Below are 22,587 nucleotides of genomic sequence, written 5' to 3'. Positions count from 1 at the left end.
TATCCTCATAATGCTTTACGTAATTCAGCCACTTTATCTAAACGTTCCCAAGGAAAAGTTTCACGCCCATAATGACCATAAGTTGCTGTTTGTCTATAGATTGGACGAAGTAAATTATGGTATTCAATAATACCTTGTGGTGTTAAATCAAAATGAGTATGAATTAACTCAATGATTTCACTGTCTTTTAATCGTCCTGTACCAAAGGTTTCCACAAAAATTGATGTTGGTTCAGCAACGCCAATAGCGTAAGAAACTTGTAATTCACACTTATCGGCTAAGCCTGCAGCTACTATATTCTTAGCAACATGTCGTGCTGCATAAGCAGCTGAACGATCAACTTTTGAAGGATCTTTACCGGAGAAACATCCCCCCCCATGTCTGGCCATCCCACCATAAGTATCCACAATAATTTTACGCCCAGTTAATCCACAATCCCCTAAAGGACCACCAATAACAAAACGGCCTGTTGGATTGATGAAATAACGAGTTTTTCGGGTCAGCCACTCGGCAGGTAATGTCGTTTTAATCACTTCTTCACGTACTGCTTCAATTAAATCATTATGACTAATTTCAGCTGCATGTTGGGTTGAGAAAACTACTGTATCCACTTCAACAGGTATTCCGTGCTCGTATTTTAAAGTTAATTGACACTTAGCATCTGGCCGCAACCAAGGTAAAGCACCTGATTTACGTAAATAAGATTGTTTTTCCATCAATCGATGCGCATAAGCAATAGGGGCTGGCATATAAACGTCTGTCTCACGACTCGCATAACCAAACATTAAACCTTGATCCCCGGCACCAAGAATTTTAGTTTCTTGATTATCTACCCCTTGGGCAATGTCTGGAGATTGTTTCCCTATTGCAGACAGTACCGCACATGATTCCCAGTCAAACCCCATTTGTGAGCTGTTATAACCTATATCTTTAACGACCTGCCGTGTAACTGCCTCTACATCTACCCATGCTTTGGTAGTAATTTCACCACCAACCAATACCATACCTGTTTTAACAAAAACCTCGCATGCCACCCGTGCAGTTGGATCTTGCATTAAAATAGCATCTAAAATTGCATCAGAAATTTGATCAGCTATCTTGTCCGGATGTCCTTCGGAAACAGATTCTGAAGTAAAGACATGACTTTCATTCATTGTTAATCCTCTTTAAATATGTATTTGTATATCAAGCCGTAGTCTTCCAGATCCCTACCCACATTCCACAAATTATCTTCAGAATCTTGGCAAAAAAAATGGACAACCACTTTTATTTCATCAACTGTATAAACTCATTAAATATTATTTCTATATCATGCGGGCCAGGACTAGCTTCTGGATGCCCTTGGAAACCTAAAGCAGGCTTCTCTTTATGCTTAATACCTTGTAAGGTATTATCAAATAAAGAACGATGCGTAATAGCAAGACAATCCGGCAAACTCTCTTCATCCACTGCAAAACCATGATTTTGGCTGGTTATAAAAACACGCTTTTTACCTTCAGTTTCAATAACAGGATGGTTCGCCCCGTGATGGCCAAATTTCATTTTTTTAGTCACACCACCACATGCTAAAGCTAAAATTTGAAAACCCAAACAAATACCAAATACAGGTATGTTATGTGCCAAAAATTCCTGAGTTGCACGAATAGCATAATCACAAGCTTGTGGATCCCCAGGACCATTGGATAAGAATATTCCATTAGGGTTCATTGCCAAAACTTCAGCTGCTGAGGTTCTAGCAGGCACTAAAGTTAAATGACAGCCCTTGTCATATAAAATACGTAAGATATTGTGCTTGACACCAAAATCATAAGCAACTACATGAAATTGTTGTGGTTGAGAATTTTTTCCCCATTCTCCCAAACCAACATGCCAACGTTCTATTGTTTTTCTGGAAACTTCCAATGCCAAGTCCACACCTTGTAAACCAGAAAAGGATTTTGCTTTTGCTAAAACCGATTCAGGATTTCCAACATCAGTACTTATACAAGCTCCTAATGCACCTTTTTCACGCAAACGCAAAGTCAAATCACGAGTGTCAATATCTGCAATTGCAACCACTCCATTTTTTTTGAGCCATTCTTGTAGGGATTGTTCCGCACGATAATTGCTGTGAGTGATGGCAGCATTACGAATGACTAAGCCTGAAGCCCAAACTTTATTAGATTCCATATCTTCATGATTGCATCCTGTATTTCCGACATGTGCCGTAGTTAAAGTAATGATTTGTCGTGCATACGAAGGATCAGTAAGCATTTCTTGATAACCAGTTAGCGACGTATTAAAAACCAACTCGCCAACACAATCACCTAACGCTCCTATTGAAATACCTTGATAAATAGTGCCGTCGGCTAATGCTAAAATTGCTGGTTGGTTCATCATGGATCTACTCTAAGTTGTTTATAATGATTTTTAATTTCAGCCTGAGTGAAACATCACATCATCTAAACGATGCTAATCACCCAAGCTCAAAAAATGCACATAAAGATAAATGCCAGCAATTGTAACTTACTTATTTTAAAATTTCATGTCTTCAAAGAACTTTTTCACACCAGCAAACCAAGAATTAGAGCGTGGAGAATGATTTCCTTTAGCATTTTCAAGTGATTCATGGAATTTTGTTAACAATTCTTTTTGCTCACGTGATAAATTAACAGGGGTTTCTACAACTACTTTACATAGTAAATCGCCTTGACCATGCCCACGCACGGATTTCATTCCTTTACCCCTTAAACGAAATACTTTACTTGTTTGAGTTTCTTCAGGAATCTTTAGCGTGACTCGTCCTTCAAGAGTAGGAACTTCTATAGAGCCCCCCAAAGCTGCAGTGATAAAACTTATGGGTACTTCACAATGTAAATCATTTTCATATCGCTCAAATATGGCATGTTTTTTTATACTGACCTGCACATAAAGATCGCCTGGACCACCTCCATGCATTCCAGCCTCACCTTCACCACTTAAGCGTACTCTATCACCATTATCAACACCTGGCGGAATTTTGACTGTAAGTTTTTTACTTTCACGTACCCGACCTTGACCATGGCAACTTGAACATGGGTCAGAAATAATTTTTCCTTCTCCATGGCAATGAGGACAAGTTTGTTGAATGGAAAAAAAACCTTGCTGGATTCTTACTTGTCCTATTCCATTACATGTTTCGCATGTCTTTGGCTGAGTTCCTGCTTTTGCTCCAGAGCCATGACACACAGTACAAGTACCATGTCTCGGAACAGTAATTTGTACCTCTTTACCTAAAGCAGCTTCCTCAAGAGTTAATTGCACATTAAATTGCAAATCAGCCCCACGTTGACCACGTGATTGTCGACTAGAAGCGCGCCCACCTGAAAAAATATTTTCAAAAATATCTTCAAAGACGTCACCAAAACCACCAAATCCACTAGGACCACCGCGCATAGAAGGATCAACACCCGCATGACCGAATTGGTCATAAGCAGCCCGTTTTTGTGAATCGGATAAGATGTTGTAAGCACTCTGGATTTCTTTAAATTTTTCTTCTGCTTCAGAATCGCCAGGATTACGATCTGGGTGATACTTCATTGCCAACTTGCGATATGCTTTTTTAATTTCAGCATCACTGGCAGTTCGACTTACTTCTAAAAGTTCATAATAATCCCGCTTTTCCATAACCACTCACAAAATTTTAAAATTAATAGGCTTCATAGTCTAGATTTTCTAACAGCATGAAACAATAAAGTCTCTATCATTATGTCAAAGTCATTCCCACACAAAAAACGGGAACCCATTTATAAATGTTAGCACAATGTACCATAGAAAATGGGGCCTCCATCTCACTACCATTGACTTAAAGAATCTATCTTTATTCCGACGTCCCGCGGACAAGCCACGGGACGTCGGCTGAGAGTGTGCCTCTTAAGCCAATAGCAGTGGACCTCTGTCTGCACAGAAAAATTATTGCTCTTAAACATAATGACCACAACAATAACGTAACCCAAGAAATGAGCATTCATTTCTCAAGTTACGCTTTGCTTCACCTAGGCTAGAATACCCAGGCTATCATATTACGATAGAACCAAATTACTTCTTATCGTCTTTTACTTCCTCAAACTCAGCATCAACAACACTTTCATCCGCCTTGGCTGATTCATGTGCTTGTGTTTGTGCTTGCTCCTGATGTGCTTGTCCCTGCCCTGCCTGTCCTTCAGATGCTTTTTTAGCATAAACTCGCTCAGCCATTTTTGCAGATGCATCACTTAGTACTTTCAATTTGTCTTCAATTTGTGCTTTATCACTGCCTTGAATTGCTTCTTTTAATTCAGCAATAGCAGTTTCTATACCTTTTTTCTCATCATCGGTAAGCTCAGTTGCTAGATCTTTCATCGATTTTTCACAACTGTGAATTAAGCTATCTGCCTGGTTTCGAAGATCCGCCATTTCCTTAAACTTCTTATCTTCTTCTGCATGTGATTTAGCATCCTTAACCATAGCTTCGACTTCTTCATCACTCAAACCACTGGATGCCTTAATAACAATTGATTGAGCCTTACCTGTAGCTTTATCTTTCGCAGAAACATTAAGAATACCATTCGCATCGATATCAAAAGTAACTTCGATTTGTGGAACCCCACGTGGCGCAGAAGGAATATCACTTAAATCAAATCGTCCCAAGGATTTATTCGCTGATGCTTGCTCCCTTTCCCCTTGCAACACGTGCACAGTAACTGCTGTCTGATTGTCATCTGCAGTAGAGAATACTTGTGCTGTTTTGGTGGGAATAGTCGTATTTTTTTCAATGAGTTTCGTCATCACACCACCCATTGTTTCAATACCTAAAGATAAAGGAGTAACGTCAAGCAATAGAATATCTTTCACTTCTCCAGATAATACTGCAGCTTGAATCGCAGCACCTACAGCAACTGCTTCATCAGGATTCACATCTTTGCGTGGTTCTTTGCCAAAAAACTCCTCTACTGTTTTTTGCACTAAAGGCATACGTGTTTGACCACCAACTAAAATGACTTCATTAATTTGTGATACAGTTAAACCTGCATCTTTTAGTGCTGTTTTGCAAGGCTCTATTGTACGCTCAACCAATTTCTCAACTAAAGATTCCAATTTAGCGCGAGTCAACTTGATGTTTAAATGTTTAGGTCCAGAAGCATCTGCTGTAATATAAGGCAAATTCACATCTGTTTGTTGTGCCGAAGAAAGTTCAATTTTAGCTTTTTCAGCAGCATCTTTGAGTCGTTGCAATGCTAATGGGTCATTATGTAAATCAATACCTGAATCTTTTTTGAATTCAGAAGCAAGGTAATCAATCAATGCCAAATCAAAATCCTCACCTCCTAAGAAAGTATCACCATTAGTAGCTAATACTTCAAATTGGTGTTCCCCATCAACTTCAGCAATTTCAATGATAGAAATATCAAAAGTACCACCGCCAAGGTCATATACTGCAATGACTGAATCACCGCGTTTTTTGTCCATACCATAAGCAAGAGCCGCAGCAGTAGGTTCGTTAATAATACGTTTTACTTCAAGGCCAGCGATACGACCCGCATCTTTAGTTGCTTGTCGTTGTGAATCATTAAAGTAAGCAGGTACTGTAATCACTGCTTCTTTTACTTCTTCACCGAGATAATCTTCTGCCGTCTTTTTCATCTTACGCAATACTTCAGCAGAAATTTGTGGTGGTGCTTTATCCTGATTTTTCACCCGCACCCAAGCATCACCATTATCCGCTTTGATAATCTTGTAAGGCACCATTTTGATATCTTTTTGAACAATCGTATCATCAAATCGACGACCAATTAATCGTTTAATTGCAAACAAGGTGCTATCTGGATTAGTCACTGCTTGACGTTTTGCAGATTGTCCAACCAATACTTCACCATCATCTGTAAAAGCAACAATGGAAGGAGTAGTACGGTGACCTTCACTGTTTTCAATTACCTTAGGTTTATCACCTTCCATTACAGCAACACATGAGTTGGTGGTACCCAAGTCTATTCCTATAATCTTTGCCATTCTATTTCTTGCTCCAATTAGTAATTTTTTATGCAATAATTCTTATATGGGTATCACATGCCAAATTTCAACCCACTAACCTCACAATTTATTTTTTCGATACAACAACGCGTGCCGGTCTAATCACCCGATCGCTTAATTTGTAACCCTTTTGGAATACAGCTAATACTGTATTTGGTTCAGCATCAGGGGCACTCTGCATCGACATCGCCTCATGCAATTGAGGATCAAATGGAGTACCAATAGGATCAATTTGTTGCACTTCGAATTTTTGCAATGCATCAACAAAAAGTTTCAATGTTAATTCCAAGCCTTCGCGCATTGATGTATCTTCCGCCTTTATAGCCAATTGCAAGGCTTGTTCTAAACTGTCAATTACAGGCAATAAAGAAGAAATCAATTTCTCAACGCCATAACGATGGGCATTAGCAATTTCTCGTTCCGCCCGACGGCGAAAATTATCCAATTCAGCTTGAGCACGTACTGCCTTTTCCCAATTCTCGTGAGCTTGCTGTTCTGTAAGAGTGAGTTTTTCACTCAATTCAGCATAATTTGGATGCTCTAAAGACGCTTCTTGAGGTTCAAGTGAGTCCAAAGTTACCTCAAGACTCTCTTCTTCTGAATCTTGGGAGTGCTGTGCTTCATTTAAATGTGTTTCTTTAAATTTGTGCCAATCTTTTTTTTCTTTCTTACTCATGTAAATACTCCTGATTTACCAGAATTAATGTCAATGGATTATAAAACTCCATATTCATTGTATCTCTCTGGTATTCGAAAATTAATGTTAGGTTTTAACGGACCTAACTAACGTAATTCAACATCAAAAACAGAGAAGTCATCTTTGATGTATTCACGTTATCCCGTAACGCTCTTCCCTAGCAAAACTGGGCGTCGCATTGATACGGATGCCAATTCTAAATAAAAGCAGTGCGGTATACAAAATATCGTTGTCTTTATAACGAACCTACTTTAACTAAGGCGAATCATGGAAATGGGGTCAGCATTATAAAATTTCAAGCCCTTACTTCTTAAAAATGTTTGCTTGCAGTATATGTTCATTTATTCCATACTTAGACTTAAAAAAATCACCAGGTTTATTTATGCAAAAGTGGTCGCCTATATCTTGGCTTCAATATTCATACCTACAGGCTGCAACATATGCTGATGAAAAAAAATTAAATAAAGTTGTGGAGCAGTTAAGCTTATTACCCCCGTTAGTAACGAGTAGCGAAATTAAAAATTTAAAAAAAGAAATTGCTCGTGCTGGGCGTGGCGATGCATTTATTCTTCAAGGTGGTGATTGTGCTGAGTCATTTAACGATTGTCGTGCAGAGATCATCAGTAATAAGTTAAAAATTATATTGCAAATGAGTTTAATTTTATTACATGGGTTGCGTAAACCAATTATCCGCGTTGGACGAATTGCTGGACAGTATGCAAAGCCTCGTTCTTCTGATTACGAAACGATTAATGGTATTACTTTACCAAGCTATCGTGGCGATCTTGTCAATTCCCCTGAATTTACTCCTGAAGCAAGAGAACCCAATCCCAAACTGTTATTGCAGGCCTACAACTGCTCAGCAGTTACTTTAAATTATATTCGTAGTTTGCTTGATAGTGGATTTGCGAGCCTTAATCATCCCCAACAATGGGATTTAAGTTTTGTAGAACATTCAAAACAGAAAGAAGAATATCAAACTATAGTAAAATCTATAGGTGATGCTTTGGATTTTTTAGATACTATAGATGGAATACAATCCAGTAATTTATCTAAGGTAGATTTTTATACTTCTCATGAAGCCTTGCATTTGCATTATGAACAAGCGCTAACACGAAAAATGGATGATGGTCTATGGTATAACCTTTCCACTCATTTGCCTTGGATAGGCATGCGCACTGCACAAATCGATAGTGCTCATTTAGAGTTTTTGCGAGGTGTTGAAAATCCTATTGGCATCAAAATTGGTCCAGGAGCTACTCCAGAATGGTTGGAAGAAGTGTTAGATAGAGCTAATCCGCAACGAGAAGAAGGACGACTTTTGTTGTTTACCCGCTTGGGAGCTCGACATATAGAAAAACTACTTCCTCCTCTTATAGATGCAGTGCAGAAAACAAAGATTCCCGTAACATGGTCTTGTGATCCAATGCATGGCAATACAGAAACTACTTCTGATGGTATTAAAACGCGCCATTTTGATAATATTCTTTTGGAATTAAAACAAGCGTGGGAAATCCATCGTAGTATGGGTAGTTACTTAGGCGGTGTTCATTTTGAGCTTACTGGTGATAATGTTACCGAATGTATTGGCGGGGCTCGTGGATTAGCCGCTGACGATCTGAAAACAGCATACCATAGCCTGGTTGATCCTCGTTTAAACTACGAACAATCAATAGAAATGGCAATTCAATTGAGTCGACAATTTAGAAAAAGTTAAATGCGTGGACTTAAATTAACGTGAGTTTTGTATAAGCCAAGGTGGGTTTACTTCGGCCCGTTCGGGCTGAGGAGGCATTTATGCCCTCTCGAAGCCTTAACACAGAACTTGAAAATTCGTGCTATGGCTTCGAGACAGCGCTACGCGCTTCCTCAGCCCGAACGAGTCGAGATGGAGAGTGACTCTAAATAGATTCTTTATCCGTAAATCACATTCAATTAACTCTAGCCCCCTCACCCAAAATTTAGAATCCTATTGATTAATACTCATAGTTTGTATAAGCCAACGTGGGTTACTTCGGCCCGTTCAGGCTGAGATGGGGACTGGCTCTAAATAGATTCTTTATTCGATCTTTGGCTCCCGTGGACAAGCCACGGGAAGTAGGCACGGGCCTTAACTGAACGTGAGTTTCGTATAAGAGAACGTGGTTTTACTTTGAGCCGTTCGGGCTGAGGAAGCGCATAGCGCTGTCTCGAAGCCTTAGTACGAATTTTCAAGTTCTGGACCAAAGCTTCGAGACGGCATAAACGCCTCCTCAGCCCGAACGGTTCGCGATGGAGGATGGATCTGTAACCATGCCGCGCGGAGTAGCATTTGGGAGAGCGTCATCCAGGCATTTACATTTCCAGTCTACTTAACGATGATAATGAGGACTGTACTCATGAACCGCCTCAATCATCGCCGCAACATGTTCTGGTGGCACATCAGGAGTAATGCCATGCCCAAGATTAAATACATGCCCGCTCCCATGTCCAAAAGAAGCTAATACTTTTTTGACTTGCTCATGGATACATTGCTTTGAAGTGAGCAATACTGAGGGCTCTAAATTTCCTTGTAACGCTACTTTATCACCAACTCTTCGTCGTGCTTCGCTCAACTCACAAGTCCAATCGACACCTAAAGCATCACAACCGGTAATAAGCATTTTTTCCAACCACTGTCCACCACCTTTAGTAAACAAAATCACCGGGACATCAGGAAAATGACTTTTTATTTGTTGCACGATGTGCTGCATATAATGCAAAGAGAAATTTTGATAATTTTCTGGGGTTAAGATTCCTCCCCAGGTATCAAAAAGCATCACCGCATTAACCCCCGCCTTAATTTGTTCACAAAGATAATCTGCTACTGATAGTGCTAATTTATGTAATAGCTGATGTGCTGCTTCGCTGTTGGTATAGATTAAATGCGAAATACGTTTAAAATCCCGACTGCTCCTGCCTTCAACCATATAACACGCTAAAGTCCAAGGACTACCTGCAAAACCAATCAAAGGCAACTCTTGTGGCATTTCTTTACGAATTAAACGTACTGCATTCATCACATACGCTAAAGAATCTAAATCAGGGACTGGAAGATGAGTAATTGCTTGGATGTCTCGAATAGGACGCTCAAAACACGGTCCCTCTCCTTCAGCAAAATACAAACCCAAGCCCATAGCATCAGGAATAGTCAAAATATCAGAAAATAGAATAGCAGCATCTAAAGAAAAACGACGTAAAGGTTGCAAAGTCACTTCACAGGCAAGTTCTGGATTTTTACACAGACTTAAAAAATCACCCGCTTGAGCTCTTGTCTGCCGATATTCAGGTAAATAACGACCCGCTTGACGCATTATCCATACTGGAGTTCTCTCTACCGGCTGACGTCTTAAAGCACGTAGAAACAAAGATTGATTTAGATCGTACATTATTTGCCTCAATATCCTAAAAATGACGTAATAGTAGCATACTTATTCTGCTCTATTCCAAATTACGAAATGGATCGTAATTGATTATGGATGAAACTAAGAACACAATGCGCAATCTCGTATCTATTATAGAAATTTATTATGGGATTAGTTCAAAATTCATTGTTGTCTAGTGGTAAGGGTTACCCTAAGAATACAGGAAGATTAAAAAAAGTGATTGGAAACTCTGAATGATAAAGCCGTGAAACTTTCACCCAATCCCAGTGTCCCTAAAAATGAAAACGAATCCCTTCTTGAAACTGATGAATTAGTCCCAGCACTGCACTAAATAAAGTGCGTTTTGTTGAGATCCTTGTTAATCTATTCCTAGAATAAATCAAAGCAACTCTATACAGAGAACTATTAATTTAGATAAAATATAAAAAAATTACTTTTACAAAAAAATGGATACATTAAACATAAAAGCCCTCAACGTCAGTACAAAAATAGGCGTCTATGACTGGGAACAACGTATTAATCAATCCTTATTAATTGATATCAGCATTGATACCGATTTCAGTGATTGTGGAGAAGATTTAACCAAGACCATAGATTATGCAGCCCTTTGTGAGCAAGTTACCCTTTACGTAGAATCAAAATCATTTCAATTAATTGAAACAGTTGCCAATGAAGTAGCCAACCTAATTAAAGAACAATTTAAAATAACACACCTTACTATAGGCGTAAGTAAACCTCATGCGATAAAAAATGCAGCAAATATTCAAGTGATTGTACGTCGTTAATGAAACTAACGAAAGTATAAAAAGCGACTTTGCTTGATAGCCAAGTTCAGCTCGCTCTTCTTGTACAAACCCAAAATTGAATACATCTATTATCCTCATTTATCGCGCATTAACAAAACAAATTGATTAATTAATGAATTCAATAGCATTTATGATATAATACTCTCCTAAGATTTAAGTGGATCACTCAGATCTCTTTAAATCACAGCAACTTATCTTCTCCTTAAGGATAGCGAAGAGGACTGGTACTCTACCTAGTTTTCATGAGTAAACGGGTTGGTTGCTGAGATAAAGCATACACAGAAGGTTCTTGTTCACTGATTCTAAAATCAGGAAAAGGCTTTCATGTACTTTATGTCAGCGAAAAGATGCTATCCGTTTCTTGATTCATTTTTTCAGTATGTCTTATCTCAATTAGCTAAAGATCTACTTAATTTTTAGCATTAAAAACATTAATGAATAAATTCTACTGGAGAATAGAAATGATTTTCATCATAAGATCCCTTGGATCCATGTCTGAGAATGAAATAACACAGGCCTTTGCTGCTATTCCACAAGGGATAACCCGGCTTAATTTAGGCAGAAATGACCTTTACAAAAAATCAGGAGTAGAATTGGCTCAAGCCTTTGCTGCTATTCCACAAGGAGTGACCTGGCTTGATTTAAGTGGAAATGAGCTTTACAAAAAATCAGAAGCAGAATTAGCTCAAGCCTTTGCAGCCATTCCAAAATGGGTGAGTACACTTGATTTAAGCGGGAATGGCCTTGACCAAAAATCAGGAGCAGAATTAGCTCAAGTCTTTGCTTCTATTTCCCAAGGAGTAACCACCCTTGATTTAAGACGGAATTCCCTTTACCACAAATCAGGTGCAGAATTGGCTGAAGCTTTTGCTGCCATTCCAGCAGGGGTGACCACACTGGATTTAAGACTGAATTACCTTTACAAAAAATCAGGTGGAGAATTAGCGCAAACCTTTGCCGCTATTCCACAATGGGTAACCACACTTATCTTACGTGCGAATCACCTTTCCAAAAAATCAGTTGTAGAATTAGCTCAAGCTTTTGCAGCCATTCCACCAGGGGTGACCACACTTAATTTAAGAGACAATCATCTTTATCAAAAATCAGGAGCAGAATTAGCTCAAGTCTTTGCAGCCATTCCACAATGGGTGAATACTCTTGATTTAAGTGGGAATGAGCTTTATAAAAAATCAGGAACACAATTAGCTCAAGCCTTTGCTACTATTCCACAAGGAGTGAGTACACTTGTTTTAAACTGGAATGACCTGTGCAAAAAATCAGGAGCAGAATTGGCTCAAGCCTTTGCTGCTATTCCACACGGGGTTAGTACACTTGATTTAAGCTGGAATGACCTGTGCAAAAAATCAGGAGCAGAATTGGCTCAAGCCTTTGCTGCTATTCCACACGGAGTAACTTCGCTTGACTTAAAGAGAAATGGATTTTGGAAAAAGAGTGCAGAAGAATTAACGCTTATTTTTAAAGCAATCCCCAAAAATGTTGCGACCGTGTCTTTATCAGTTGAAGAATTAGATCAAATGAGTTCCGAACAACTTAAAGCCATTCAAAGGCGCTATCCTTGTGCTGGACAAATTATTTTGGTTAATGATAAAAATCGAAAATTAAATCCGACTGTAAGTAGAGCGGATGCGAATGTGTACGCGCGTTTTGGATTTAAGATATCTGTCCCCTCCTTGTTTTATACCACTTCCTTTTTTGTGGCCAAGAATAAAGAAAAGTTGGAACAGTTGGCACCAGGTTTTGAGCAAATGCTCCATCCAGGACTCCTGGAAGGAATCAAGCTTTTTGGTAGGTAAACAAAAAAGAAGGCATGTCCATCTTGAGGATGGACAGTTGCAACTCATTGCGATTACAAGTCCTTAAAAGAACCATGTGTTGCGTTATTGCACCAGTATTTCAGCTCGAGCACAGGTTGCTCCGAAGGACTCGTCCATCATATCCATAAGCTGTAACAAGTCATGAGAGGGTCTTTCACATTGTTTGGATGCTTTGTAGCCTGGAGCAGAACCCGGGTTTCGCTGTGCTGCCCCAGGCACAATATACGGGTGGCTCTGGACGTATTCTTCGGAGCGATTTTCGTTCAAAATACGGCAAATATAACTTTTACTTTGGTAGATTTATTTTTACCCACCCGTAGTAATCATCCCATTCAGACGTTCATTTTTCGCTAAATTGATCTGTGCCTGTTGCGCAAGTCCCCGATTAGAATAGGGGCCAACTACCACTCGAAACCAATTACCTTTAGTAGGATGACTCACTGGAATTATATACACACTAAACCCTTTGAGAATCAATGTCCCTTTCATGTGCTCTGCATCTTGCCGAGCTTTGAATGAAGCGACTTGCACTAAATAGTTTCCTCCACCAGCAACAGAAGTAGTTTTAGTTGCAATGGCTCTCGCAGGAGCTGCAGGTTGTTGTGCTTGAGAGGAGTTCGGCTTTACTTGTGGCGATGTAGATGCTGCTGTAACCGCATTTGAAACAGGAGCAGTTGTAGACGCTGCAACGACCGCCGTAACTGCAGTATTTGCATTTGCAGCGGCAGTAGCTTGAGCAGCTGTTGTCGTATTTATACTTGCGGTAGAGGCAGATTGAACGACTGTTGTTGCCTTATTAGGTTGTGATCCAGAAGTTTTTTCATTAGCAAGTAATGTATAAAACTCAAACTTTGGTTTAGGAGGAATCACTGCCTGTTGTGGTGTTTCAGGTTTAGCTGATTCTTTTTTGGCATCATGATGAGCCAATACTTGGGTATTTACCCAATGCATTATGGTGTCCAAATTAAAAAAAGAAGCGGCCAAATAACCTAATAAAAAAATAACCGTAATCAATAAAAAATGGTGCGATGCACCACCGCGCGATCTTGAAGAACGTTTATTATTATATTCTCTTGCCATCACATACTCTCAGGAGCGGAGACGCCCAATAAACCTAACCCATTGTATATTACCTGACGCACTGCTTCGAGCAAACAAAGACGAGCACATCGTAATTGTTCTTGCTCACACAGAAGTGGAACTGCATTATAATAGCTATGCAATCCATTGGCTACTTCCCGCAAATAGTAAGCTACTTGGTGAGGTTCGCAATGCATAGCAGCTAATTCCACAACTTCAGGATAACGACTTATTAACGAAATCAAATGAGTTTCATGCTCTTGCTCTAATAAGTCAAGATGCTTAAGTCCCACTGATTTATCCCAAAATAACCCTCTTTCCTTCAATTGCCTTAATACAGAGCATATTCTTGCATGTGCATATTGAATATAATAAACCGGATTATCACTAGACTCTGATTTAGCTAAATCTAAATCAAAATCCATATGTTGTTCTGATTTACGGGCTACATAAAAAAAACGAGCTGCATCATTACCTACTTCTTGACGTAATTCCCTTAAAGTAACAAAAGATCCACTTCGGGTCGACATTTGTACTCGTTCAACCCCACGATACAAAATAGCAAATTGAACTAAGAGCACATCAAGCGTCCGCTCATCGTGTCCTAAAGCTTTAACAACAGCACGTAAACGCGTGATATAACCATGATGATCGGCACCAAAAATATCAATGATACGATCATAACCTCTATCATATTTATTCCAATGATAAGCTACATCTGAAGCAAAATAAGTAGTATGACCATTAGCACGAACCAAAACACGGTCTTTTTCATCACCAAAATCAGTAGCTCTGAACCAAAGGGCTCCTTCCTTTTCGAAAGTATGGCCACCATTCTTTAGTGCTTGAATACCTTTTTGAATTGATCCATCTTCAAATAATGATTGCTCTGAAAACCAGCTGTCGTAGTTCACCCCAAATTCAGCAAGATCGTCTTGGATATCCTTTAAAACCGTATTTAGAGCATGTTGATGAAATAAGGAAAAAACAGGCATGGTCAAAAGCATTTTCATGCGCTCTACTAAAGCATCAATATAAATTTCTTTATCACCACCATGCGGTTCATCAAGCGGTAGCCCCTCGATAACTATAGCCCAAGGATGAACATATTCTCTATGATGCTTTAGCCATAGCTCTTGTGCGATTTCAGAAACATAATCACCTTTATAAGCATTAGCTGGAATCACTACGGGTTCACCAGAAAGCTCCAGATAACGTAACCACACACTAGCAGCAAGGATATTCATTTGCCGTCCAGCATCATTGACATAATATTCTAAAGTAACATCATAGCCTGCTGCTTTGAGAACATTTCCTAATGTAGCGCCAAATGCTGCCCCTCTGCCATGCCCTACATGTAAAGGTCCTGTAGGATTGGCAGAAACAAATTCAACCAATACTTTTTGATTTTTGCCAATAGTACTGCAACCGAAACGATTACCTTTTTCCAATGCTTCAGCGATAATTTGTGAACGAGAATTACTGTGTATAAAAAAATTAATAAATCCTGCTCCAGCGATTTCTACCTTTTCCACAACAGGATCAACAGGAATCGCTTTGACTAAAAGCTCTGCTATTTTACGTGGAGATTGGCGGCAAGGCTTTGCTAAAATTAAAGCTAGATTACTCGCATAATCTCCATGAGCTGAGTCTTTTGCACGATCAACCTTAATTTCAACATCCAAATTGCCAGGCATTTCTCCCGATTTTTGTAATGAAATTAAAGCGTGTTTTAAAAGCTGCTCTACCGTATGTTTCATGGTACCTAATTTTCCATCAAAAAAATGATGTTATTATGCGCTTTTTTGTACTCTATGAAAAGGTTTTAATATACTTCATATAGGTACCAGTTAAATCTTAAGAACTTCAAATTGTTAGCTCATAAACTATGCGGTACACTTAAATATAACTTTTAACATTCGTAATCCTGTGTTATCTAATTCTTGTGAATCATTAACGGGTATCGGCCCTACACTTGCAGAGAAACTAGCTAAATGCGGTATCCATTCCGTACATGATCTGCTTTTTCACCTGCCTTATCGCTACCAGGATAGAACTCGAATTACTCCCATTCAAGATTTACAACCCAACACTTGGTGTGTCATTGCTGGTGAAGTATGCAAAACTGAAATTAAACCAGGCAAACGAGCTATGTTACATTGCTATGTTCAAGACAAAACAGGTGTCATAAAGCTCCAGTTTTTTCATTTTAACAAAAATCAAATTAAAAATTTAAATAACAGTGTGATGATTCATGCTTTTGGCGAGGTGCGTGAATTCAACAATACGTGGACGATGACTCATCCTGAATATCAATTACTAGAAGATAAAAATGAATGCCGTGTTCATGAAACATTAACTCCTATTTATCCAAGTACTCAAGGCTTAAGCCAAACTCGGTTAAGGCAATTAGTCCTCATCGCCTTAAAAAGCTGTGAACATGAGTTACAACAATTAGAATGGATGAGTGAAGCAGAATTAAAAGCAAATAATTTTTATCCTTTCGGAGAGGCGATTCAATTACTGCATAGCCCTCCCCCTGATATCTCACTACAAGCTCTTGAGAGCGGGCAGCATCCGGCATTGAAACGATTAGCTTTTGATGAATTATTAGCACAACGATTAAGCATGCAATTTGCCAGAGAATCACGTAGCACCTTACATGCGACTCCATTACCTAGAGATCATCACTTAAACAATAAATTTCTCAGTGCTCTTCCTTTTACTCTGACTCAAGCACAACAAAGAGTAGCCGAAGAAATCAGTTTGGATTTAATGCAAACAAAACCAATGCTACGTTTAGTGCAAGGCGATGTTGGTGCAGGAAAAACAATTATTGCGGCGCTTGCAGCATTACAAGCCATCGCCAATGGTCAACAAGTTGCTTTTATGGCGCCTACTGATTTATTAAGCGAACAACATGCCAACAATCTGATTCGTTGGCTTGAACCTTTGGGCATTAAACTATTAAGATTGAGTGGAAAAATGAAAATGAGCGAAAGAGGCCAAGCATTTACTGCTCTTGCAGACAACAGCTGCCAGCTCATTATTGGTACTCATGCATTATTTCAAGAGGCCGTCCATTTTTCTTGCCTAGGCTTAGTCATTATTGATGAACAACATCGATTTGGTGTGGAACAACGATTACTTTTACAGCAAAAAGGACAACACGCGCAGTTGATTCCCCATCAACTACTGATGACTGCTACTCCTATTCCAAGAACACTTTCCATGAGCTATTTAGCGCATCTGGATATTTCCATTATCGATGAATTACCTCCTGGACGTCTACCTATTACAACTGCTGTATTAAACCAAAATAAGCGGGAAGCAGTTATTGAACGATTACTCGTTGCACTTTCTAGTGGCCGACAAATCTACTGGGTATGCACTCTTATTGAAGAATCCGAAAAATTGCAATGCATGGCTGCTACAGAAACAGCTCGCTCATTACAAGAACAACTTCCTACCGCCCGAATAGGTCTGATCCATGGGCGTATGAAACCATTAGAAAAAGAAGCAACTATGGCTGCATTTAAAAATGGTGAAATCAATTTGCTGGTAGCCACCACTGTCATTGAAGTTGGAGTTGATGTCCCCAATGCAAGCTTAATGATCATCGAAAATGCTGAGCGTTTGGGTTTATCACAACTCCATCAATTACGCGGTCGTGTAGGAAGAGGAAGCACTCAATCTCATTGTCTTTTACTTTATCAGTCTCCTTTATCACAGCATAGTACTGAACGTTTAAAAATCATGCGGGCAACTAATGATGGATTTATTATTGCTGAGAAAGATTTGGAATTAAGAGGGGCAGGTGAAATTTTAGGAACAAAACAAACGGGTTATCGTCAATTTAAAATCGCAGACATCCAACGGGATCATTCTTTGCTGCCCCTTTTACCTCCCTTCGCTCAAAAACTAGTACACAATACTCCAGAAATCGCTCGTGACATCACTCAACGTTGGTTAGGTAATTTTGAACAATTTCTGCAAGGATGAAATATTTTTAAATATGTCTCAGTCAAGACTGTTTTTTATTTTTTTCTTTGTTAATATACCGAGGCGTATTTCTTCAATTCTTCCTCCTTTCCTGTGGATAACTTTTTTGAGCAAACAGCTTGAACAAAAATTAACTCGCTCTTTTATTCAAAAACTCTTATTTTATAAAGGTTATAAATCATTTATCTTCTATTTTCAAAATCATTTATCCACAAAATCTGTGGATAATCCTGTGCACAGAACGTTTAACATCTTGTGGAATCTGTTTGCTCTGTATCTGCTTTAAAACTTATCAACGGGTTTCTAAAAAATTGCTCTCTTGCGAAACTTGCAGTCAAGAGATACAAAAAAATTTCTAACCATGTTTAAATATCGATAAAAATGACTGTATTTAAACAAAATTAACGCAATATGATTATATTGTCATCACACTGAGTTATAGTGAACTATATTGACACGGGGTCCAGTTCCAAATAAAAACAGTTTGACAGAAGCAATTAACTTATTTTTACATCAAACTCAGATTAGTTAAATTTAAAATGATTCAACATGACAGATACCAGCAAGCAAAAAAAGTAACCCTTTTAGGTGCTATTGCAAATGCCCTTCTTGGCATGGTTAAACTTATTGGTGGATATTTCTTCCACTCCCATGCATTAGTAGCTGATGGAGTTCATTCCTTTTCTGATCTCATAACCGATGCAATGGTTTTATTTGCCTCTAAATATGGGAGTCTTGATGCAGATGCCAGCCATCCTTATGGACATCAGCGTATCGAAACAGCGGCAACTTTATTATTGGCTCTTTTGCTTATTTTGGCAGGTGTTGGAATCGCCTGGGATTCATTATATGACCTGCTCAAATCGGATTATATCAAACCTAATTGGTTATCACTTCCAGTGATTTGCATTTCGATTATGAGTAATGAACTTTTATTTCATTACACTTTATACATTGGAAAACGTATCAACTCCAAATTAATTACTGCCAATGCCTGGCATCATCGTTCCGATGCTGCATCTTCTCTTGTTGTTTTGATAGGATTAATTGGCAGTATATGGGGGTTTAGTTCCCTAGATGCCATAGCTGCCATAATTGTTGGTCTTATGATTATTAAAATGGGTTGTGACTACGCTTGGAATAGCGTTAAAGAATTAGTGGATACAGCCGTCAGCGCAGAGTTACTGGCACAAATTGAGCAAGTAATCCAAAATGTGGATGGAGTTGAAAAGATACATCAATTACGCAGCCGCTCTATGGGTGAAAATGTATTAATTGATGTACACATTTTAGTATCGCCTAAAATATCAGTCTCTGAAGGACATTATATTGCCCAGCATGTACATCATGCATTAATGGAGCAAATTGAAAGTGTTAAAGATGTCATAGTGCATGTTGATCCAGAAGACGATGAACGCTTTTGTCCTTCGTTGCATCTGCCTAGCAGAAAAGTATTATACGAGCAGTTACTCCATGAAATTCGCCTTGATTTTCCCCAAATATTATTTTGGAATTTGCACTACCTCGATGGGAAGCTCGAGATAGATATGATTTGTGAGAAACACTTTACTCAATGGCAAGAATTACATGCACGAGCCCTATTAGCATTGAAATTACAAACGGATATTGTAGAAGTTCGTTTATTTAGCTTGCATGAGATCATGCATCACAACTAAACTATTGTGTTTGGCTTGATGTAGCCTGAAATGCTGTGAAGATTAGTGGACACTGCTTTTACTTTGTGTTCAGGTTGTATTTCTTTTCTTAGATAGAGCAATAGGATAAGTAATGGTATCAGCTACCAGTTTAAAAATATTTTTTGCCTTTTCCATTTTTATAGTTATTTTAATGGCAGGCTGGTATCCCTTTAGAAAACGAATTAAAGATGATAAGCATATTGATTTTCCTATTGGAGAAACATTAGCTACAGGAGTATTCTTAGGCGCTGGATTATTACATATGCTTCCTGACGCAAATGCTTTATTCATTAAAATGGGTTATGACTATCCTTTTGCTTTTATTATCACCGGTACTGTATTTCTCATTTTTCTATGGTTTGAACATCTGGGTAAAGAACTTTATCATCATAATAGTGCAACACATCCGGCATTCGCGATTTTAGCATGGGGAATGCTCTCCGTGCACTCAATTATGCTTGGAGCTGCACTAGGGATAGCGCACCATAATTCGATGATCATTATGATTTTTCTCGCCATAATTACTCATAAGTGGGCAGAAAGTTTTGCAATCGCAGTACAATTAAATAAAAGCTCAATGAACATGAATACAAGCCTCCTCTTTTTTCTTTTATTCAGCTTTATGACGCCTCTAGGCATTTATTTAGGTTGGTATTTTGGTCAAGGGGTAGAAACCAACTCCTTATTTGATCCGATTTTAATTGCTGCCTCTGCAGGGACATTTCTTTACTTAGGGACACTGCATGGTTTGGAGCGATGTGTGCTAGTAGAGCGTTGCTGCAATCTTAAAGATTTTAGTTTTGTAATTATAGGCTTTTCACTGATGGCGTTGGTGGCTATTTATGTCTAAGTTGTTACAACAAGAATCGATTGTTCTCGCATCAGCCTCAGAAATTCGTCTAAAATTACTGCAATCTCTTGGCATTGAACTCTCGGTAATCCCCGCCCATTGTGATGAAGAAGCGATTAAAGCAACCTTTGATTCGGAAAATAATCTTAATTTGGGTTACACTTTGGCAGCAAACAAAGCTTTAGAGGTGAGTCAATATCATCCAAAAGATTTTATTATTGCCGCAGATCAACTGTGCGTATTTGGAAAATTAATTCTCAATAAACCTCTAAACCACCAAACAGCCACCGAACATTTACGTTTATTAAGCGGCAAAACGCATCAACAAATCGCGTGTCTTTGCATTGCCAAAAATAATAGAATACTTTGGCAACATCATGAAATAGCCTATTTAACCATGCACCATTTAAGCAAACAAACCATTGAAGCTTATCTGCAAAGTGAAAAACCTTATCATAGTTGTGGTGCTTATCACTATGAAACTCAAGGTAAATGGTTATTTAAAGAGGTTCAAGGGAGTGAGGATACCATTTTAGGATTGCCTTTACGCCCTCTTGTCCAAATGTTAATACAGCTTGGGGCAGTACGTTTTACCTAAAACAATACTAAAAAACTTTAATCACAAATGGGATACAACATGCAAATAACCAAAATTCAAGCACGCGAAATTTTAGATTCTCGTGGGAATCCTACTGTTGAGGCAGATGTTATTTTAAAAAATGGTACCCAAGGAAGAGCGAGCGTTCCCTCTGGTGCTTCAACCGGAAGTCGCGAAGCTTGTGAACTTCGAGATCAGGACGCGAAACGTTATAATGGTAAAGGAGTACAGCAGGCCGTAGCGCATGTAAATCATGAAATCAATCAAGCTTTACATCTTTGTTCTATTGAAGATCAAGAGGCTTTAGATAATCAATTATGTCGATTAGATGGCACAGAAAATAAATCCCATATAGGTGCCAATGCCATTCTTGCGGTCTCACTTGCTGCGGCAAGAGCGCGAGCAAATGTACATAACTTGCCCTTGTATGCAGCCCTAAATCAAGGTGAAAAAATGTGCATGCCAGTCCCTATGATGAATATTTTAAATGGAGGAGCACATGCCGATAACAATGTGGATATTCAGGAATTTATGATCATGCCTGTAGGAGCTCCTGACTTCCCTACCGCATTACAAATGGGGGCGGAAATTTTTCATGGCTTAAAAGCCGTTTTAAAAAAACAAGGTTTAAATACTGCTGTAGGCGATGAAGGTGGTTTTGCCCCTAATATTCGCTCCAATCGTCAAGCACTCGATCTGCTTTGTGAAGCAATTGATAAAGCTGGCTTTAAATTAAGAGATGAGATAGTACTTGCTCTAGATGTCGCCGCTTCAGAACTCTATGAACAAGGAATGTATCATATGGTTTCAGAAGATCAAAAATTCACTTCAATACAACTTATTGATTACTATGCAAATCTGGTTGCTAATTACCCTATAGTGAGTATTGAGGATGGTTTGGATGAAAAAGATTGGGCCGGATGGAAGCATTTAACCGAGCAATTAGGCGATAAAATTCAATTAGTCGGTGATGATATATTTGTAACTAACCCTAAAATTCTGCAAGAAGGCATCACCCAAAAAGTAGCCAATGCGATTCTCATTAAAGTCAATCAGATAGGGACCCTAAGCGAAACGCGACAAACGATCCAATTAGCCCACCAAAATGGATATCGTTGTGTTATGTCACATCGTTCAGGAGAAACAGAAGACACCTTTATTGCCGATTTGGCAGTAGCCACGGGTTGTGGTCAAATAAAAACAGGATCACTTTGTCGTACTGACCGTATTGCCAAATACAATCAACTCCTACGTATTAATGAGGTTGCGGCATTACCCTATGCCGGAAAAGCCATATTGAAAAAATAGAAATCGTTCGCTTAATAGTGCAAACTTCACGAATTAAATTTGCCTAAAGAATAATCGCTATCACATATGTGATAGCGATAAAGTACAAAACACAAGGACTATTTGTTCGGTGCTGACATTACTGTAAAAGATAATAAAAAATGCACCGTACTTCACTACGCTGTTAAATCTGGAAACCTAAATCTTGTAGCATGGCTTTTAAACCAAGATATCAAGATCAAAGAGATTGATGATCTATGTACTCCGTTAGATATTTAGTGAGAAAAAAATATCTGAACTTCTG

17 protein-coding genes are annotated in these 22,587 nt (G+C 38.8%); 9 read left to right on the top strand and 8 right to left on the bottom strand.

From position 1 onward, the window contains the following. Positions 1-5: 5 nt before the first annotated feature. The 5 genes from metK to grpE form a co-directional block, all read right to left on the bottom strand. A complete protein-coding gene (gene metK / locus DYH34_RS05160; RefSeq protein WP_058465439.1) occupies positions 6-1,154 on the bottom strand; it encodes a methionine adenosyltransferase in 1,149 nt (382 codons plus the stop codon). A 112-nt stretch (positions 1,155-1,266) separates the two neighbouring features. Beyond that, entirely contained in the window at positions 1,267-2,379 is a 1,113-nt protein-coding gene (gene carA / locus DYH34_RS05155; RefSeq protein ID WP_058465440.1) for a glutamine-hydrolyzing carbamoyl-phosphate synthase small subunit, read from the bottom strand. A gap of 135 nt (positions 2,380-2,514) precedes the next feature. Beyond that, positions 2,515-3,645 (bottom strand): molecular chaperone DnaJ, encoded by a 1,131-nt coding sequence (gene dnaJ / locus DYH34_RS05150; protein ID WP_058465441.1) that lies wholly within the window; start codon positions 3,643-3,645, stop codon positions 2,515-2,517. A 411-nt stretch (positions 3,646-4,056) separates the two neighbouring features. Next, entirely contained in the window at positions 4,057-6,006 is a 1,950-nt protein-coding gene (gene dnaK, locus DYH34_RS05145; protein ID WP_058465442.1) for a molecular chaperone DnaK, read from the bottom strand. 88 nt (positions 6,007-6,094) lie between these two features. Continuing rightward, the gene (gene grpE / locus DYH34_RS05140) at positions 6,095-6,703 is read right to left on the bottom strand and encodes a nucleotide exchange factor GrpE (RefSeq protein WP_058465443.1); all 609 of its coding nucleotides are present in this window, start codon (positions 6,701-6,703) and stop codon (positions 6,095-6,097) included. 403 nt (positions 6,704-7,106) lie between these two features. Between grpE and DYH34_RS05135 the strand changes: the two genes are divergently transcribed. Continuing rightward, complete coding sequence (locus DYH34_RS05135) at positions 7,107-8,441, top strand: 3-deoxy-7-phosphoheptulonate synthase class II (protein WP_058465444.1); 1,335 nt, start codon at positions 7,107-7,109, stop codon at positions 8,439-8,441. A 634-nt stretch (positions 8,442-9,075) separates the two neighbouring features. Here the strand turns inward: DYH34_RS05135 and hemE are convergent. Next, positions 9,076-10,131, bottom strand: a complete 1,056-nt coding sequence (hemE, locus tag DYH34_RS05130; RefSeq protein ID WP_058465445.1) for a uroporphyrinogen decarboxylase — start codon at positions 10,129-10,131, stop codon at positions 9,076-9,078. 443 nt (positions 10,132-10,574) lie between these two features. Here hemE and folB point away from each other — a divergent pair, with 443 nt between their 5' ends. Both folB and DYH34_RS18170 read left to right on the top strand, forming a co-directional pair. Next, a complete protein-coding gene (folB, locus tag DYH34_RS05125; RefSeq protein WP_058465446.1) occupies positions 10,575-10,913 on the top strand; it encodes a dihydroneopterin aldolase in 339 nt (112 codons plus the stop codon). 512 nt (positions 10,914-11,425) lie between these two features. Continuing rightward, entirely contained in the window at positions 11,426-12,748 is a 1,323-nt protein-coding gene (locus tag DYH34_RS18170) for a leucine-rich repeat domain-containing protein (protein WP_174905302.1), read from the top strand. Between the two features lie 327 nt (positions 12,749-13,075). Here DYH34_RS18170 and DYH34_RS05115 read toward each other — a convergent pair whose 3' ends face one another. Together DYH34_RS05115 and argS are read right to left on the bottom strand one after the other, a co-directional pair. Beyond that, entirely contained in the window at positions 13,076-13,849 is a 774-nt protein-coding gene (locus DYH34_RS05115; RefSeq protein ID WP_058465448.1) for an SPOR domain-containing protein, read from the bottom strand. Beyond that, positions 13,849-15,609: an arginine--tRNA ligase gene (argS, locus tag DYH34_RS05110; RefSeq protein ID WP_058465449.1), complete on the bottom strand. Its 1,761-nt coding sequence runs from the start codon at positions 15,607-15,609 to the stop codon at positions 13,849-13,851. Before argS ends, DYH34_RS05115 begins: the two co-directional genes overlap by 1 nt. A gap of 169 nt (positions 15,610-15,778) precedes the next feature. Between argS and recG the strand changes: the two genes are divergently transcribed. From recG to DYH34_RS18680, 6 genes are all read left to right on the top strand, one after another. Next, positions 15,779-17,851, top strand: coding sequence for an ATP-dependent DNA helicase RecG (gene recG / locus DYH34_RS05105; RefSeq protein ID WP_058465450.1), 2,073 nt, complete (start codon positions 15,779-15,781; stop codon positions 17,849-17,851). A 539-nt stretch (positions 17,852-18,390) separates the two neighbouring features. Next, complete coding sequence (locus DYH34_RS05100) at positions 18,391-19,527, top strand: cation diffusion facilitator family transporter (protein WP_058465451.1); 1,137 nt, start codon at positions 18,391-18,393, stop codon at positions 19,525-19,527. A 112-nt stretch (positions 19,528-19,639) separates the two neighbouring features. Next, the gene (locus tag DYH34_RS05095; RefSeq protein WP_058465452.1) at positions 19,640-20,398 is read left to right on the top strand and encodes a ZIP family metal transporter; all 759 of its coding nucleotides are present in this window, start codon (positions 19,640-19,642) and stop codon (positions 20,396-20,398) included. After that, positions 20,391-20,996, top strand: a complete 606-nt coding sequence (locus DYH34_RS05090) for a Maf family protein (RefSeq protein WP_058465453.1) — start codon at positions 20,391-20,393, stop codon at positions 20,994-20,996. The genes DYH34_RS05095 and DYH34_RS05090 overlap by 8 nt, the downstream gene beginning before the upstream one ends. A 39-nt stretch (positions 20,997-21,035) precedes the next feature. Next, positions 21,036-22,304 (top strand): phosphopyruvate hydratase, encoded by a 1,269-nt coding sequence (gene eno / locus DYH34_RS05085; RefSeq protein ID WP_058465454.1) that lies wholly within the window; start codon positions 21,036-21,038, stop codon positions 22,302-22,304. A 102-nt stretch (positions 22,305-22,406) separates the two neighbouring features. Further along, entirely contained in the window at positions 22,407-22,562 is a 156-nt protein-coding gene (locus DYH34_RS18680; RefSeq protein WP_083502777.1) for an ankyrin repeat domain-containing protein, read from the top strand. Positions 22,563-22,587: the final 25 nt, after the last annotated feature.

The organism is Legionella cincinnatiensis (assembly GCF_900452415.1).
GTDB classification, from domain to species: Bacteria; Pseudomonadota; Gammaproteobacteria; order Legionellales; family Legionellaceae; genus Legionella; species Legionella cincinnatiensis.
Note: the sequence above shows the minus strand (reverse complement) of the source record. Positions and strands in the feature narration are given on the sequence as shown.

Bases quoted from the DNA above. Each gene is read 5' to 3' on its own strand.
- folB (WP_058465446.1), top strand. From the start codon at position 10,575: ATGGATACATTAAACATAAAAGCCCTCAACGTCAGTACAAAAATAGGC.
- carA (WP_058465440.1), bottom strand. From the start codon at position 2,379: ATGATGAACCAACCAGCAATTTTAGCATTAGCCGACGGCACTATTTAT.
- DYH34_RS05090 (WP_058465453.1), top strand. From the start codon at position 20,391: ATGTCTAAGTTGTTACAACAAGAATCGATTGTTCTCGCATCAGCCTCA.
- grpE (WP_058465443.1), bottom strand. From the start codon at position 6,703: ATGAGTAAGAAAGAAAAAAAAGATTGGCACAAATTTAAAGAAACACAT.
- metK (WP_058465439.1), bottom strand. From the start codon at position 1,154: ATGAATGAAAGTCATGTCTTTACTTCAGAATCTGTTTCCGAAGGACAT.
- DYH34_RS05115 (WP_058465448.1), bottom strand. From the start codon at position 13,849: ATGGCAAGAGAATATAATAATAAACGTTCTTCAAGATCGCGCGGTGGT.
- argS (WP_058465449.1), bottom strand. From the start codon at position 15,609: ATGAAACATACGGTAGAGCAGCTTTTAAAACACGCTTTAATTTCATTA.
- dnaK (WP_058465442.1), bottom strand. From the start codon at position 6,006: ATGGCAAAGATTATAGGAATAGACTTGGGTACCACCAACTCATGTGTT.
- dnaJ (WP_058465441.1), bottom strand. From the start codon at position 3,645: ATGGAAAAGCGGGATTATTATGAACTTTTAGAAGTAAGTCGAACTGCC.
- DYH34_RS05095 (WP_058465452.1), top strand. From the start codon at position 19,640: ATGGTATCAGCTACCAGTTTAAAAATATTTTTTGCCTTTTCCATTTTT.
- DYH34_RS18170 (WP_174905302.1), top strand. From the start codon at position 11,426: ATGTCTGAGAATGAAATAACACAGGCCTTTGCTGCTATTCCACAAGGG.
- eno (WP_058465454.1), top strand. From the start codon at position 21,036: ATGCAAATAACCAAAATTCAAGCACGCGAAATTTTAGATTCTCGTGGG.
- DYH34_RS05135 (WP_058465444.1), top strand. From the start codon at position 7,107: ATGCAAAAGTGGTCGCCTATATCTTGGCTTCAATATTCATACCTACAG.
- DYH34_RS05100 (WP_058465451.1), top strand. From the start codon at position 18,391: ATGATTCAACATGACAGATACCAGCAAGCAAAAAAAGTAACCCTTTTA.
- hemE (WP_058465445.1), bottom strand. From the start codon at position 10,131: ATGTACGATCTAAATCAATCTTTGTTTCTACGTGCTTTAAGACGTCAG.